This is a genomic window from Hymenobacter volaticus, assembly GCF_022921055.1.
GTDB lineage: Bacteria > Bacteroidota > Bacteroidia > Cytophagales > Hymenobacteraceae > Hymenobacter > Hymenobacter volaticus.
The window spans coordinates 216223-231770 of record NZ_CP095062.1; the positions used below are offsets into that span (position 1 = coordinate 216223).

Consider the following 15548-nt stretch of genomic DNA (forward strand, 5'->3'; position numbering starts at 1 on the left):
TTGGCTTACAATATTATGCAGAGCAAACACAATAAACTTTTGGTGGCCGCTGGGCTGCTACTTGGTGGGCTAACTACCTGTCAGAAGCTACCTGCACCTACTGCCAGCGTGGCCGCCAACCCCGCAGCTTCGCCCTGGCCCGCCGTTACCACCCAAACGCGTCCGTGGGTGCGCTGGTGGTGGATGGGCAGTGCGGTCGATGCCAAAAATCTGCGCTTGCAGCTAACTCAATTCAAAGACGTTGGCTTAGGCGGTGCAGAAATCACGCCTATCTACGGCGCCGTCGGCTACGAGCAGCAGTACATCGACTATTTGTCGCCGACCTGGCTGAAAATGCTGAGCACCACCACCCACACGGCCGACAGCCTCGGCCTCGGCGTGGACATGAACGTGGGTACCGGCTGGCCCTATGGTGGACCTCAAATCACACCTGAGCAAGCCGCTAGCAAACTGGTGGTGCAGAAATATTCGCTTGCGGCCGGGCAGCGCCTGAAAGAGAAACTAGCGTTGCAAGACCCTAAACAACTCCGCCCCGCGCCGCTGGTGGCCCTGACAGCCTACGGTAGCAAAGGCGAGCGGCTGGATTTGCGCAGTAAAGTTGCCGCCGATGGCACCCTGAATTGGCAACCAACCACCGGCAGCTGGGAGTTGTACGCTGCCTTCAGCGGCAATACCCGCCAGATGGTGAAGCGCGCTGCTCCCGGTGGAGCTGGCCTCGTGCTCGACCACCTTTCGCAGGAAGCCCTGAAAACGTACTTGAACCGTTTCGATCAAGCTTTTGCCGGCCAACCAACCGGCGTGCGGTCCTTCTTCAACGACAGCTACGAAGTATTTGAAGCCGACTTCACCCCACGCCTACTCGACGAATTTCAACAGCGGCGGGGCTACGACGTACGGCCTTACCTGCGCGAGCTAGTCAGCCAAAGCACCACTGATGAAGCGGCCCGCCTGCGCGACGATTATCGCGAGACCATGGCCGAGCTAGTACAGGAAAACTTTGTTACACCCTGGACCGCATGGATTCACGGCAAAAAGGGACTGTCTCGTAACCAGTCCCACGGCTTTCCCGGCAACCTGCTCGACCTTTACGCCACCGTCGATATTCCGGAGTGCGAAACGTTCGGCATCACCCGCTTCCCGATTCCCGACATCCGGTACTACTCCGAGGAAGCCGCCTACACCAATCCGCCACCTGATTTAGTGATGCTTAAATTTGCCTCGTCGGCTGGGCACGTGCTGGGCAAGCCGCTGGTGTCGTCGGAGACGTTTACGTGGCTTGGGGAGCATTTCAAAGTGCCGCTTTCCAATTGCAAGCCCGAAGTAGAGCAGGTGTTTCTGGCGGGCGTCAACCACGTATTCTACCACGGTACTACGTACTCGCCGGCCGAAGCGCCTTGGCCCGGCTGGTTGTTCTACGCCTCCACCAATTTTGCGCCTTCCAATAGCTGGTGGCCCCACCTCACCGGCCTGAACGACTACATCACGCGGTGCCAGTCGGTGCTGCAAGCCGGTCGCGCAGAGAGTGACGTGCTGCTCTACTGGCCCGTCTACGACGTGCGCCACTATGCCCCACCCGCCAAGCTCGATATGATGGTTAGTATCCATACCATCGATCAATGGCTGCAACCCACGGCGTTTTATCAAGATGCGCAGCAACTGATAAAAAGTGGCTATGCTGTTGATTTCGTATCCGATAAGCTCCTGCAACAGTCGCAAGTGAACGGCGGGCGGCTGCAGGTTGCGCCCCAAGGTGCCGTCTATCAGGCGCTGGTAGTACCCAAAGCTAATTTCATGCCCATTGAAACCCTGGAAAACATAGTGCAGCGAGCCCAGCAAGGTGCAACGGTTATCATCCAGGAAATGCCCAAGGACGTCCCTGGTTTTCACCAGCTCGAAACCCGGCGGCAGCGGCTACGCGCTATTGTGGCGGGCTTGAATTTTGCGAGCGTTAGCGCCGGCGTGCAGCTTGCCAAGGTAGGCAACGGCCAAATTTTGTTAGCTTCCAACGTGCAGCAAGCACTTGATTACCAGAAAATCACCCGCGAAACGCTCACAGATTCCGGGCTGAAATTCATTCGCCGCGCCGTGCCCGATGGCCGCTACTACTACCTCGTCAACCACACCGCAAAACCCGTGGACTCTTGGGTGCCGTTGAATACAACTGCTAGCTCGGTGCTACTGCTCGACCCACAAACCGGCCGCAGTGGTTTAGCTGCTAGCAAATCGGAAGGCAATGGCACCACTGTTCGGCTTCAGCTTCAGCCCGGCGAGGCCATGATTGTGAAAACGTCCACCGGTGCCGCCGCGGGGCCGGCCTGGCCCTACCTCGCGCCAGCCGGGCCTGTGCAGTCAATTGCGGGCCCTTGGAGTCTGCGCTTTACGCAGGGTGGCCCGGAGTTGCCCAAGGCGCAGCAACTAGCTAAGTTGGTATCGTGGACGGAACTGTCCGAACCCAATGCCGCTCGTTTTTCTGGCCGCGCGGAGTACACTACCACGTTCACCCTGCCCACTAAGCCCGCCACCGACTACGTGCTAAAGTTGGGCGACGTGCGCGAAAGTGCCCACGTATGGGTCAACGGCCACGACGCGGGCTTGGTGTGGAGCTTCCCCTACGAGTGCCATTTAGGCACCTACTTAAAGAAGGGCCGCAACGAATTGAAAATAGAGGTAGCCAACCTCATGGCGAATCGCATCATCGACTTAGATCAGCGCAAAGTCACTTGGCGTAAGTACCACGAAATCAACTTCGTGAACTTAGCCTACAAGCCGTTCGATGCTGCCAACTGGCCCTGGCAGCCCTCCGGCCTTTTAGGACCGGTTACGCTCACGCCCTATGCTGCCACAAAGCTCTAAAGCCTGTTCACGTTTTTCTTGAATAAATAGGCCAGGAATGCCCTCGTGACGCTGCTTTCGGTACCTATCCTGGATGCCTATCTTGCCACTTCACTTACTGAAATTTTCATGCATCACATTATTTATATGAGCCGGGGCGTACGCCCGATGAGCGAGACTGATTTGCGAACCCTACTGCAACAAGCTCGGAGCGAAAACGAGCGCCAGGGCATCACCGGGGCCTTGGTCTACGGCGACGGGCAATTCATGCAAATTATTGAGGGCGAGGAAAGTGTACTGGCCACACTCTACGCAAAACTGCTGCAAGATTCACGGCACGTCAACGTGGTAAAACTAGCCGACAAACAAGTGTTGCGGCGCAGCTTCGAGGACTGGTCCATGGGCTTTCAGGTAGTCTCCCCGAAGAGTTCACGGAACTCACTGGCTACGTCGAGCCTCGCCACATGGATATGCAAGCACCCGGCCTAAGCGCAGCCGACGCGCTGTTGCTGCAAATGATGAAAACCTTCGTTTTGACCCCACGCCAAGATTAACGACCCCAGCAGGATTTGCATGCAGTCTTAAGCACGTAGATAAAAGCTTCTGGACAGCTTTCATTTAAAACAATGAGCCGAACAAGCACGCATAACCAAGAGCCGAGGTAGCTGCCCTGTCAACACCTTGGCTCTTGGCTATGCGTGCGCTGCTTGCTGCCGACTCACTAATCCCAGGTAGCGTTGTAACGCCGCAATAGTAGCAACAGGAGCGCTCAAATGCGGGTAGTGGCCAGCCGTATCCAATATATCAAGCGTGCTGTTTGCTAGGTGAGCATGCAGGTAATGCCCTACCATAGAAGGTGCTACCGAGTCATCTGCGCACTGCACTATCAGCGCCGGAACTTGCAGCTTAGGTAGGTCAGCACGATAATCGGATAGAAACGTAGCCCGCGCAAACTGCCGGGCAATAGAGGGTTCCACTTGCGAAAAGCTGTCGAGCAGGTCGTCGAGTAGATCTGGTCGCATGTCTCCGCCTACTATTGAGGGGACGGTTGAGGAAGACCACGCGCGGTAGTCGCGGTCAAGAAAACCAAGCAGTTCTTCTAGATCGGGGGTATCAAAGCCACCTATGTAGTCGCCGTCGTTGACATAACAAGGAGAGGCGGCCAGCAACACCAGTCGCTCAAACAAGGCGGGTTCCCGAATAGCGGCTAAGACTCCTATAATGCCACTAACGGAATGGCCAACATATACCACTTTAGGTAGTTGCAATTCCCGCAACAAAGCCAGCAGATCATCTACATATCCATCCAAGGTTCGGTAACGGGCAAAATCGTAGGCTTCTTTATCGGAGCGACCAGCACCTACCAAGTCGAACAGCACCACTCGGTACTGAGCTGCGAAGGCCGGTGCAACATAGCGCCACGCGTGTTGGTCGGTGCCAAACCCGTGTGAAAACACCATCGGCTGGGTACCCGATCCGTACACAGAAACCTGATGGCGAAGAAATCTATTCATAGCATGACGATAGTAAAACGGGGATAAAGCTGCCGAGAATCTTTCCTTAGAGCAAGGCTTTCCCAACATAGTTCTGTTTTCTCATTGTGAGCGCCAATTGGTTGGCACCCTCTCCAACGAGGCTTTATCTAGCCAACAACTTCAACGTCTGGAGGTTTGTTTGCAAGAAAGCAACCAACAACAGCGCTGGGTTTTACCAGAGATTCAGATATCTGTAACCTAAATTCCATCCTATAGTATGCTTGCTCAGCAAGCTGAACCGTACACTACAAATACTTACTTGCTGCCGACCTAAACTAAAGCTCCGCGCACCCGTTGCTAGCCCAGCAGGAAGCACTGAGTTGCTGGCCTAGCAAACACCGCCTGATCGTTCCTCATGCAACTCCTGGCTTCTTACCCTTTTTTAAATCTTTTCCTGCACGAAGGCCCCTCCCGTGCTATCGAAGCCCAATGGCAAGGCTTTGTCAGTAGCGCCTTACTACGTGAGACCACACTAGAAGCCGTGAAACTGGCTCGACAGCACCGCATTACGGGTTGGATTGCCGACGACCGGCTTTTAGGCCCAGTACGCCCCGTTGATCTAGATTGGATTGCCAAAGAAGTGCTACCCCAATTGATAAGCGTCGGGGTCAAACGTTTCGCTCGTATCGAGGCCACGGACCCACTCAATAGAATGCTGATTGGTAAGGTGCAAGAGACAGCCGAGCAGAAACTGCCGTTCGAATTGGGCACATTCACAGATCTAGTAGCGGCCCGGACTTGGGCCTGCGGCTAGTACGAGAATGGTTCTACGCGTGCTACGCTTCACGAGCATCAATCAACTGCAATCAACCGGTAAGATGCTCTTCTTATTGCCTTATTTAGTGGAGCGTTCAGCTGGCTTTTAGCTGGTTGCAGGTAACGAGGCCAACGCGAAAGATCTTTTCATATGGGTCATGACTTCTTGCAGCCCTTGCGAAATAGCAGTTACCAAAGCTGCCAAGGGCGCCTCTTGAAACTCGCCTTGCCACTCGTCTAGTTGACTTACTTGGGGCATTAAGTGCCAGACGTGCAAATGGGCCAAGCTTGGCTTAAGCGTATGAGCGGCGCTTTTCAATTGCGCCACGCACCGCTCCTGCAGGCCTTGCTTGAACGCCTGTAGCATTTCCTCACCGCTTTCAACAAAAGTTTCCAGCATGAAAGTCACGAAGGAAAGGTCACCCTGCCCAACCTGCAACAACTCTTCTACTTCGTAGAGGGCTGACTTCGGGGCAGGAACCTCCGCTAAGCTAACCGCAGGTGCTAGCACGGCCGCGCACGGCGCTACCCATTCGCTTACGACCTGTAGCAATTCAGCTTCTTTGAATGGCTTGGTGAGATAGGCATTCATACCCGCGGCCAAACACTTTTCCCGTTCGCCCTTGATGGCATTAGCTGTCAGCGCAATAATCGGAGTTGTTAGGTGCAGTTGTTGACGCAGGGCATCGGTGGCAGCATAGCCATCCAGGACCGGCATCTGAATATCCATCAAGATCAGGTCGAACGGTTGTTCTTGAGCCAACGCCACGGCCTGTGCACCGTGTTCGGCTTCCGTTACATGCATCTGGGCGTGCTGCAAGAATGTCTTGGCAATCTGCCGATTGAAATGGTTGTCTTCCACCAGTAGCACATGCTTATAGCGCAATTCCTGGTAAACGGAACTGTCGGCTGGCAGCAGTGCCTGGGGCAGCAAATCGGTGGAAGTACCTACCGGCAGGCGCAAGGTAAACTGCACTACCGTTCCTTGCTGCTTTTGGCTTGTGACCTGCAAATCACTGTCCATCAGCTTCACCAGATTGCGGCAAATAGAGAGGCCAAGACCGGTGCCGCCAAACTTGCGCGTCACCGACGCATCTTCCTGGCTGAACTCTTGAAAAATGCGCGTCAGGAAAGCAGGATCAATACCAACGCCAGTATCCGTGACTTGGAATACCACTTCTGCTACGCCCTCTTCCTCGTTTGTGCTTACTATGTCGCACGACACTACCACTTGCCCTTTTTCCGTGAACTTGATGGCGTTGCCAGCCAGATTCAAGAGCACCTGCGTAATGCGGTGAGGGTCGCCAAGCAGCACGGCTGGCAGTTGCGAACTGCCCTGCGTGAGCAGCGTGAGGCCAGCTTCTGCAGCTTTATAGTGCAGCGTCTGCTCCACTTGGTTTAGCAACTGCATGGGCGAGAAACCCACTTGCTCGAGCACCATTTTGCCGGCCTCCAGCTTCGAGAGGTCGAGAATGTCATTGATAATAACCAGCAAGTTTTCTGCCGACGTGCTAATTGCTTGCTGATAACTGTTCTGGGTTGGCGTGAGCGGCGTTTTGGCTAGTAGCTGGCTCATGCCCAAAATAGCATTCATGGGCGTGCGAATCTCGTGGCTCATATTGGCCAGGAAAATCTCGCGAGCCCGCACAGCCGATTCGGCCGCTAGTTTGGCGTGGCGCAAAGCTTGTTCGGTGGCAACCCGGTCCGTTACATCCAAGCCGTACCCTATAATAAGGTGCAAAGAGCCATCTGGGTGGAACACGGGCTGCAGGCACCGATACTGATGCCGGGTTCCTTCGGGGCGAAAGAAGGTTTCCTCGTACGTCACGAGACGGCGCTCGCGCACGGCCTCTTCGAAGCGAGCGTGGCGCTCCTCGGCCATGGCTATCGGGCGCTTGTTGCGAGCAAAATATTCAAAATTGTCTTTGCCAATCACCCATTTGCGTACTTCCGGGTTTTTGATTCCGCTGGCGTTGACATACAAGTACCGAAATTGATTGTCGAATATGCCTACGTCGCACGGCAACTGATCCAGCGCAAATTCATAGAACTCCCGCTGATCAACGAGTTGCTTTTCCGCGTTCCGCCGCTCGGTTACATCAATGCCCATGCCCACAACCAAATGCAGCGAACCATCTGCTGCAAATATGGGCCGATAGTAACGCTGTACGTACCGGACCCCAGCAGTGGTTGTTATCGTTTCTTCCCACATAGAAGAGGTCCGGGTCTGCACAGCATGCTCGAAGCATTGCCGCCGATGCACAGCCACTTCGCGGGGACGCTGGCGATACTCGCAATAACTGAAATCGTCTTGCCCAATAATCCAAGCTCGCAGTTCGGGATTTGAGATGCTACGGGCATTAACAAAACGGTAGCGATGCGCGGCATCGAAAACCGCAACTTCCACTGGCAATTCGTGCAGAATGGCTTCGTAGAATTCCTGTTGCTTGACAAGTTCAGCTTCGGCGTGGTGCAAAGCGGTGCTATCAGTAAAGCATAGCTGCACGCGGGTTTGGTCGGCTACGGCAGTAACTTGGTAGTAGTGGCTGCCCACTTGCACCTCTTTTGCTTGCAGGGTCCCGGTATGCAGAGCAGCTTGTACTATGGGTTGCAGTAGGCTACTGCTGTTCAAGCCCTCCTGCTCGAGGGTTTCTATGAGAGTAGCGGCGGCAGCATTCGTGTATAGCACTTGTCCGGTTGCCGAAATCTCAACTACGGGGTGCGGATGATCTGCCAACAGCCAACTGGTATCGTGCGCAGATGGCTGAAAACACTGTACGTGGCCAAAGGATCCATCACCAAGCACCAAGTAGTCCCATCTTGTCGCCTGGCCGTTTGCCAATACTGCTCGCTGATCATACGCGCTGTGCCCACTTGTCTGCATAGCCTGCGCGCGCGTCAAGAAATCTGCTGGGTTTTGGAACTGCTGTTGCAAGGCCAATACCATTTCCGCTTCCGGCTTGTCGGCTTCTGCTGTCCTGAGCCAATCGCGACCCGAAGAGTTGGCTGCTGCAATGTTTCCTTCCTCGGTGGTGATAACGACATGGCCAGGTAGTGCTTCTACTAAGCCAGTAAAACGCGCTTCCTGATACCGAGCTTGGGCCTGGGCTTCAGCAAGCGCCTGCTCCAGCCAGGCCAAGCGCTCTTCAGCCCACAGTCGCCACGCTTGCTCGTCGGTGGGAGCAGAAGCTGAATAATCACAAGCAGAGAAAGATGCGGCAGCAATAGCCATGCAACACATAAATATAAAATGTACAGATCAGCAAATATAGACAAAGTAACATGACCAATACTATTTTATTTAATCTATTGAATTACAGCATATTGTATATTATTTAATATAACTAATCTAATAACAACTTGTAAAACACAAGTGTATAAAAATTATGTCAATCTCACCCATCACTCTACAGTGTACAATGCAGCATCACTACCTTCATCAGCTTCTCGATACTTGTGCTTAGTACTCTGTTCGCGTGGGATATAGTAAAGCGTAGAGACACCTATCGAACAATGCTCCGACCAGTTCAAATCACCTCTGGCGAATAGAGAAGTCACGCAGTAAGCCTGATTTTTATCAGCATACTCTAGCAGAATGCAATTGTATAGTTTTATTGAAAATATCCTAAAAATACACATTTCGTGTATTACCAAATTTAGATTTCTCCTTTTAGCAGAGAATAGAGCGGGATTTGCTAAGATTTTTGTCGCTTCTTGCCAATTAAATATCCAAATTTTTATAGTGGTTCTTAATTAACGCCTAAAAAGAGTTTATTTTTATTAGAGTATTTACAAAAATTATTTGATAGTTTACATATATCAAATAATAGAGCTTCCGTTGGCCCTTGGTCTAGAAACTACAGGGATTGGTGCTGAAAAGGTGGGGAATAAGCGCGAATACCAAAATCCGAGTAGTTACTAGTGCAGAATAGCGAGTTGGTTGATTTGAAAGTATATGATTAAAATTATATAAACTGAAATGTAGCTACATCTAAGTCTCGACGATTAGTTTACCTATCTAATCCGGTAAGGTAAACCGATACTATACGCGCAGGATTAAGTGCTTGTCCTTCGCGATATACAGCTCTACGCTAAGGCATGAGCTTGGCGTACTTATGCTTTCCACAGCCTCTGGCTCGACAGCTTGACCGCTCTACAAGGGAACTCGCAAGAGGGAACTCGATCTGCTGCTCTGGTTGCCTAACCCAAGCGTAGGTTCTTCTCCTTTTTCAACAGTTGAGCTTGACTTACAAGGCACGGCGTGCAGCTACTCCGTGCATGCCACTCACCGAGTCACTGGTCGCAGCTAAGCAATAGCGCTTGCTGCTCACGGAAAACCACCACCCTTTATTCTTTACCCGTTTCCATGGATTACAACCTCTACTCTCCTAGCAGGTGTTTTTGTCAGGGCTACCTGCTGCTATTAGCCATCATTGGCTTCTGCTTCTCAACAGCCACTCCAACGGCCTCATGGGCACAATCGTCGCAGCCACGCACGTTGGCGCCGGGATTAATCAACCGTATGGCAGCAGCGGCAGGTAACGACAAAGAGAAAAAAAAGAAAAAAGCCAAGTTGCCACCCGAGCCGTTGTCAGGGGCACGTTTGGCCAATGCGCAATATAACTTCTCGTTCTCCCCGAGCGCCTTGAAGGGTATCACGCTCGAAAACCCCACCTCGTTGCAGTTCGGTCCTGATGGCCGCCTTTACGTCTCACAACAGAATGGTCTTATTAAAGCCTTCACAATCAAGCGCAATGGGGTTAACGATTATTCGGTAACGGCTACCGAAACCATCAGTTTGATTAATTCGATACCCAATCACGATGACAATGGGCAGTTGAATGCCAGCGTGCAGACGCGGCAAGTAACGGGCATCTTAGTGAAGGGCACTGACACGAACCCCGTGCTCTACGTTTCTTCCTCCGACAGCCGCATCGGTGGGCCCGGGGGCGACCTTAACCTGGACACCAACTCCGGCATTGTTTCGCGCCTGACCCGTACAAATGGTACCTGGAGCAAGATCGATCTTGTGCGTGGACTGCCCCGCTCCGAGGAGAATCACTCCTCTAACGGTATGCAGCTCGACACGCAGACCAACACGCTGCTGCTAGCTCAAGGCGGCCACACCAACGCGGGCTCGCCCTCGGTCAACTTCGCTTTCACGCCCGAGTATGCTCTTTCAGCAGCTATTCTTTCTATCAACCTAACGGCCATTGACGCGCTGCCTACCTTAGGCAGCGGTAACACTGCCTACAAATACGACCTACCTACCCTCGATGACCCCACCCGAGCCGGTAACCCCGACGCTATGGACCCCTTTGGTGGCAACGATGGGCTGAACCAGGCCAAGATAGTTGCTAATGGGCCAGTGCAAATCTTCTCGCCCGGCTACCGCAACCCCTACGACCTCGTCCTCACCCGTAACCGCCGCCTCTACACCATCGACAACGGCGCGAACCAGGGCTGGGGCGGCTACCCAGAAAACGAGGGGACACCCAACGTTACCAACAACTACGTCAATGGTGAGCCGGGCTCGAGCACCCCATCGGCCACGGAGGGCACCGTTAACAACCTCGACAACCTGCACTACATCGGCAACCTTACTACCTACTCCGCGGGTACTTATTATGGGGGTCACCCTGCTCCTACTCGCGCCAACCCAAACGGTGCGGGCCTTTATACCCACAACGGTACCAGCGGGGTGTGGCGCAACAGCAAAAGCGGGACAAACCCATTGCCCACTGACTGGCCACCCGTTGCCAAAACCAATACCATTGAAGGTGACTTTCAGATGCCCGGCAGTGCCGCCAGCAAATCCCTGCTGACGTTTTCTTCTTCCACGAATGGCATGTGCGAATACACGGCTTCCAACTTTAGCAATGCGCTGCAAGGCTCATTGCTGGCCTGTACATTCGATGGTACTATTGCCAAGATAACGCTGACAGCGGATGGCACAGGGGTGACCAACCCGTACGACCCAAACAACAAGCTCAACTCCGACCTGCCCTTCGCCTCCAACTTCGGCTCCACGCCTCTCGACGTGACAGCGCAAGGCGACACCGAGATATTCCCTGGCACTGTCTGGGCCGCTACTTACGGAGCCAGCGCCATTACCGTCTTCGAGCCGCAAGACTTCTTAACATGCACCGGTAACTACAACAGCAACGACGACGACCAGGACGGCTACACCAACGCCGACGAAATCGACAACGGCACTCAACCCTGCTCGGCTGCAAGTCGCCCCGACGACGCCAACAACAACAAGATATCTGACCTTAACGACCCTGACGACGACAGCGACGGGCTGGCCGACAACAAGGACTTCTTCGCCCTCGACAAAGACAACGGCCTAGCCACGAACTTGCCTATCAAGTACGACTTGTTCAACAACTACCCCGGCACGGGCCTCTTCGGCCTTGGCTTCACGGGCTTGATGAGCAACGGCGACAGCATCTATTCCGATTCGTTTGAGGAGCAAAACTTGATTGCTGGCGGCGCAGTGGGTAGCTTCTCTATCACCAACGTGGCGCCGGGAGATGCACAGGGCTCCCTAAACACGCAAGAAGATGCATTCCAATTCGGGGTTAAATCGACGGGTGTGCCTTTCACGATACAGAGTCGGTTGCTCGGACCTTTTTTCAATGGCAAGACGCCACAGGCCTTCCAGTCGCAGGGCATCTACCTCGGCACCGGTGACCAAAACAACTACCTCAAGATTGCCATTGCGGCAAGTGGTGGCGTGGCTGTTTTGCAGATCGTGCACGAGAATGCAGGCGTGCCCGTAGTCACTAACTTCGCGCTGCCAGGTGGCTCACCTAGTTCGACTCTCGACTTCTATTTCAGTGTGAACCCCGCCACGGGTACGGTGCAGCCCAAGTATGCAATTAATGGGGGCATAACCACCAATCTAGGCAATCCGGTGCAACTGAGTGGGGCACTGCTGGCAGCGGTGCAGAGCAACAAAGCCTACGCTGTAGGTCTAATAGCTACCTCTCGCGGCTCCTCTCCTTTTGTGGCTAAATGGGACTTGATTTACGTCACGGCCGATCAGGGAACGGGGGACAACACGGCCGTATACCGCATAAATGCTGGCGGCGGCCAAGTAATCAATTCCATCGGCACCTTCAGCGCCGACCAATACTTCTCGGGAGGCAGCGTAGCTAGTTCATCGGTGGCTATTGCCAACACCACCGATGATGCTATTTATCAATCGGAGCGCTACGGCACTTCCACTTACGCCATGCCCGTACCCAATGGGCAGTATACGGTTAAGCTGCACTTCGCCGAATTTTACTGGACGGCTGCGGGTCAGCGCGTGTTCGACGTAACGGCCGAAGGCACGAAGATGCTGGCAGCGTACGATATTCTTAAGAAGGTGGGCCCCAACACAGCTACCACTGAGACTTTCAACGTCAACGTTACGGATGGGGTACTTACGCTGGCTTTCACGCCTGGTACTTCTGGCGTGGATCAACCTAAGATTTCTGCCATCGAGGTTCTTAAACCCGTTAGCGCGTCAACGCACCGTATCAATGCGGGTGGGCCTGCCCTTACTACATCTATCGGCGCATTCACGGCCGACCAGTACTTCTCGGGTGGCAACGCCTCGGGTGGCAGCAACCCCATTGCCGGTACTGAAGACGATGCCTTGTATCAAACGGAACGGTGGGGCTCGATGACCTACAACTTGCCCGTCAGCAACGGCACCTACACCGTCAAGCTCCACTTTGCCGAAGTGTATTGGAATGCAGTTGGGCAACGCGTCTTTGATGTGTCAGCGGAAGGCAACAAGGTGCTTAGCGCCTACGATATTGTGAAGAAGGTCGGCCAGAACACGGCTACGACCGAGACCTTCACGGTCAACGTTACCGATGGGCAGCTTACGTTAGCCTTTGCAAAAGGAACGGCGGGTGCAGATGAGCCCAAGGTTTCGGCTATCGAGGTCATCGCAGGTGGCTCACCTAGCAATACTGCACCAACAGCCAATGCAGGACCCGACAAAACCATCACATTACCTACCAGTAGCGTTGTTTTAACTGGTTCAGGCACTGACCCCGACGGCACGATTGCCAGTTATGCTTGGACGCAAGTAAGCGGGCCGAACAACGCTACCTTCTCCAGCAAAACGGTCGCCCAGCCCACCGTCAGCGGACTAGTGGCGGGCCCCTATGTGTTTAGCTTGGTAGTCACCGATAATGGCGGCTTGGCTAGCCCCGCCGATCAGGTAGCTGTGACCGTAAATTCGGCTCCTGGGGCAGGTGACACGCCATTGTACCGTGTGAATGCCGGCGGCGGCCAAGTAACCAATTCCATTGGCCTGTTTGCCGCCGATCAGTACTTCACGGGGGGCACCACTTTCGCTACCTCCGCCGGCATTGCTGGTACCGACGATGATGCGATGTACCAGACGGAACGCTATGGCACCTCTTTTGGATACGGCTTTGCGGTGAGCAGTGGCAAGCGGTACCGCGTTGTGCTCCACTTCGCCGAAATCTACGCCAGCACCGTCGGCCAGCGCGTCTTCGACGTGTCTATTGAAGGTAGTAAGGTGCTCGACAACTACGACATCTTCAAGAAGGTGGGCACTAACGTGGCCACCACCGAAACCTTCACCACCTCCACCGTGGCCGATGATGTGCTCAATATCAACTTCAGCTCACTGGCTGCTGATGGCGGAATTGACAATGCGAAAATCTCGGCTATTGAAATCTATACCCTCCCAAACAATGCAGCACCAGTAGCTAATGCCGGTCCCGATAAGTCCGTTACCTTACCAACCAATAGTGTGGTGCTGAGTGGTTCGGGTTCCGACCCAGATGGTTCTGTTTCCGGCTTCACCTGGACGCAAGTAAGCGGGCCGAACAACGCTACCTTCTCCAGTAAAACCGTAGCTGCACCTACTGTAAGCGGACTAGTGGCGGGCCCGTATGTGTTCAGCTTGGTGGTCACCGATAATAGCGGCCTCGCCAGTGCTGCCGATCAAGTGACGGTAACGGTAAGTTCCACTTCAACCGGCACGGCCGTCTACCGCCTCAATGCCGGTGGCCCGGCAGCTTCAACCTCGGTTGGCAACTTTGCAGCCGACCAATACGCCAGCGGAGGCTTCCCCTCTTCCTCTCCCAACACGGCCATTGCGGGTACCACCGATGATGTACTGTACCAGACCGAGCGCTGGGGCACAATGACCTATGCTTTACCTGTGAGCAACGGTACCTACACCGTCAAGCTCCACTTTGCTGAGGTGTATTGGAATGCAGTTGGGCAACGCGTGTTCGACGTTTCGGCTGAGGGCACGAAAGTGCTGACGGCCTATGATATCCTTTCGAAAGTGGGACGCAATACTGCTAGGGTCGAAACCTTCACGGTAACTGTCAACGACGGGTCCTTGACTTTGGCTTTTGCGAAAGGAACAGCCGGCAAAGACGAACCCAAGGTCTCGGCTATCGAAGTATTGACCGGTTCGGGCGCTCGTTCTAGCGCAGAGGCTAGCTTGAGCACATTGGCGGTCCCTGGCTCTAGTCCACTGGCCGCGGACAAACCGGTTCTTTCGTACAGCTCGCAAGTGATATTGTACCCGAACCCATCCGCCGACGGCCTGTTTAGCGTTGGGCTGCCAGCTGCATTCCAAGGAGAAGTTTCGTATGTGCTAGTATCGTCACTTGGCAAGACCGTAAGCAGCGGTAAGCGCACCGTATCGGGCGGCGCTCCGCATCTCTTCTTCGACTTCTCGCAGCAAATGCTTGCCGAGGGCGTCTACTACCTACAGTTGGAGGGCAATAAGGCGCAAGCCCGCGTGAAACTGATGCGTAAATAACTCGGTAAGCAACGGCCGTTTGCGGAACGCCCTAAATATTTTACGGCCCACACACAATAAAGCCCCTTCCACATGGTTGGGGCTTTATTGTGTGCATTCCACTGCATTTCACGAGGCTTCTCCCACTTAAACTGAACAATGCGAAGTCATGTCCAGGCAGAAAATAAAACCTTAAGTAATAGCTCTTCGTCAGAGGTTGGCAGCACGTGCAGAGTTGATTCTCGTTCGGAAGTTCAACCTCGCGTAGTGCGCTTGGGAAGACGTTCTAATTTCTAAGCAAGTTTATGCAAGTAAACTTGGCAATCAACCTCTTATGGACCACGACAACTTCAACGACTTGCTACTAGGGGAGAAAAACGCCACCCGAAAGCGTCTGTTTTTAGCGCGTGTAATGGAGGTAGCCTACAACCATCGGGCTTACTTGCTAGCGCAGGGCATGGCTATTGAAGCGTGCTATAAACTGGAGCTAACCAGCCAACGCGCCCGCCTCTATATCGAGCCAAGCGTACCACTAGAGCTGTACGAAGAATTGCATACGTGCTTCACGAGAATTTTCAATTAGCGCTTAAACAGAAAGCCCATCCAGTATATAGGATGGGCTTTCTGTTTAA

The 15548-nt window shown here is 53.8% G+C and carries 7 protein-coding genes; 5 read left to right on the forward strand and 2 right to left on the reverse strand.

The features are described 5' to 3' along the window. Positions 1–15 precede the first annotated feature (15 nt). Together MUN86_RS24025 and MUN86_RS24030 are read left to right on the forward strand one after the other, a co-directional pair. Entirely contained in the window at positions 16–2853 is a 2838-nt protein-coding gene (locus tag MUN86_RS24025; RefSeq protein ID WP_245125924.1) for a glycosyl hydrolase, read from the forward strand. A gap of 108 nt (positions 2854–2961) precedes the next feature. Continuing rightward, positions 2962–3321 carry a BLUF domain-containing protein gene (locus tag MUN86_RS24030; protein ID WP_245125926.1) on the forward strand — a complete coding sequence of 120 codons (360 nt, stop codon included), beginning with the start codon at positions 2962–2964 and terminating at the stop codon, positions 3319–3321. A gap of 203 nt (positions 3322–3524) precedes the next feature. Here MUN86_RS24030 and MUN86_RS24035 read toward each other — a convergent pair whose 3' ends face one another. Further along, positions 3525–4346, reverse strand: a complete 822-nt coding sequence (locus MUN86_RS24035) for an alpha/beta fold hydrolase (RefSeq protein WP_245125928.1) — start codon at positions 4344–4346, stop codon at positions 3525–3527. 376 nt (positions 4347–4722) lie between these two features. Here MUN86_RS24035 and MUN86_RS24040 point away from each other — a divergent pair, with 376 nt between their 5' ends. Further along, positions 4723–5121: a hypothetical protein gene (locus MUN86_RS24040; protein ID WP_245125930.1), complete on the forward strand. Its 399-nt coding sequence runs from the start codon at positions 4723–4725 to the stop codon at positions 5119–5121. A gap of 108 nt (positions 5122–5229) precedes the next feature. On the opposite strand, the gene MUN86_RS24045 is transcribed toward MUN86_RS24040, so the two are convergent. Beyond that, complete coding sequence (locus MUN86_RS24045) at positions 5230–8355, reverse strand: hybrid sensor histidine kinase/response regulator (RefSeq protein WP_245125932.1); 3126 nt, start codon at positions 8353–8355, stop codon at positions 5230–5232. 1134 nt (positions 8356–9489) lie between these two features. Between MUN86_RS24045 and MUN86_RS24050 the strand changes: the two genes are divergently transcribed. Together MUN86_RS24050 and MUN86_RS24055 are read left to right on the forward strand one after the other, a co-directional pair. Next, positions 9490–14937 (forward strand): malectin domain-containing carbohydrate-binding protein, encoded by a 5448-nt coding sequence (locus tag MUN86_RS24050; RefSeq protein WP_245125934.1) that lies wholly within the window; start codon positions 9490–9492, stop codon positions 14935–14937. A gap of 313 nt (positions 14938–15250) precedes the next feature. Next, positions 15251–15499, forward strand: coding sequence for a hypothetical protein (locus MUN86_RS24055; RefSeq protein WP_245125936.1), 249 nt, complete (start codon positions 15251–15253; stop codon positions 15497–15499). The last annotated feature ends 49 nt before the right edge of the window (positions 15500–15548 follow it).

Excerpts from the sequence above, each read along its gene's own strand:
- MUN86_RS24025 (WP_245125924.1), top strand. The coding sequence starts at position 16 with ATGCAGAGCAAACACAATAAACTTTTGGTGGCCGCTGGGCTGCTACTT.
- MUN86_RS24030 (WP_245125926.1), top strand. The coding sequence starts at position 2,962 with ATGCATCACATTATTTATATGAGCCGGGGCGTACGCCCGATGAGCGAG.
- MUN86_RS24035 (WP_245125928.1), bottom strand. The coding sequence starts at position 4,346 with ATGAATAGATTTCTTCGCCATCAGGTTTCTGTGTACGGATCGGGTACC.
- MUN86_RS24040 (WP_245125930.1), top strand. The coding sequence starts at position 4,723 with ATGCAACTCCTGGCTTCTTACCCTTTTTTAAATCTTTTCCTGCACGAA.
- MUN86_RS24045 (WP_245125932.1), bottom strand. The coding sequence starts at position 8,355 with ATGGCTATTGCTGCCGCATCTTTCTCTGCTTGTGATTATTCAGCTTCT.
- MUN86_RS24050 (WP_245125934.1), top strand. The coding sequence starts at position 9,490 with ATGGATTACAACCTCTACTCTCCTAGCAGGTGTTTTTGTCAGGGCTAC.
- MUN86_RS24055 (WP_245125936.1), top strand. The coding sequence starts at position 15,251 with ATGGACCACGACAACTTCAACGACTTGCTACTAGGGGAGAAAAACGCC.